Origin of the sequence: Paenibacillus shenyangensis (genome assembly GCF_000346635.1) — a bacterium.
Classification (GTDB): Bacteria; Bacillota; Bacilli; order Paenibacillales; family Paenibacillaceae; genus Saccharibacillus; species Saccharibacillus dauci.
Genome location: NZ_AOIG01000064.1, coordinates 1 through 376 on the forward strand (window position 1 = coordinate 1; position 376 = coordinate 376).

At 56.9% G+C, this 376-nt stretch carries 1 rRNA gene; it reads left to right on the plus strand.

What is annotated here, in order from left to right:
• Window positions 1–376 (plus strand): 16S ribosomal RNA (locus H065_RS0124800); the annotation flags it as partial.

Consider the following 376-nt stretch of genomic DNA (forward strand, 5'->3'; position numbering starts at 1 on the left):
GAGACTTAGCGGCGGACGGGTGAGTAACACGTAGGCAACCTGCCCCTCAGACTGGGATAACTACCGGAAACGGTAGCTAATACCGGATAATCGTTTTCTTCTCCTGAAGAGACCGGGAAAGACGGAGCAATCTGTCACTGAGGGATGGGCCTGCGGCGCATTAGCTAGTTGGTGGGGTAACGGCTCACCAAGGCGACGATGCGTAGCCGACCTGAGAGGGTGATCGGCCACACTGGGACTGAGACACGGCCCAGACTCCTACGGGAGGCAGCAGTAGGGAATCTTCCGCAATGGACGAAAGTCTGACGGAGCAACGCCGCGTGAGTGATGAAGGTTTTCGGATCGTAAAGCTCTGTTGCCAGGGAAGAACGTCGGA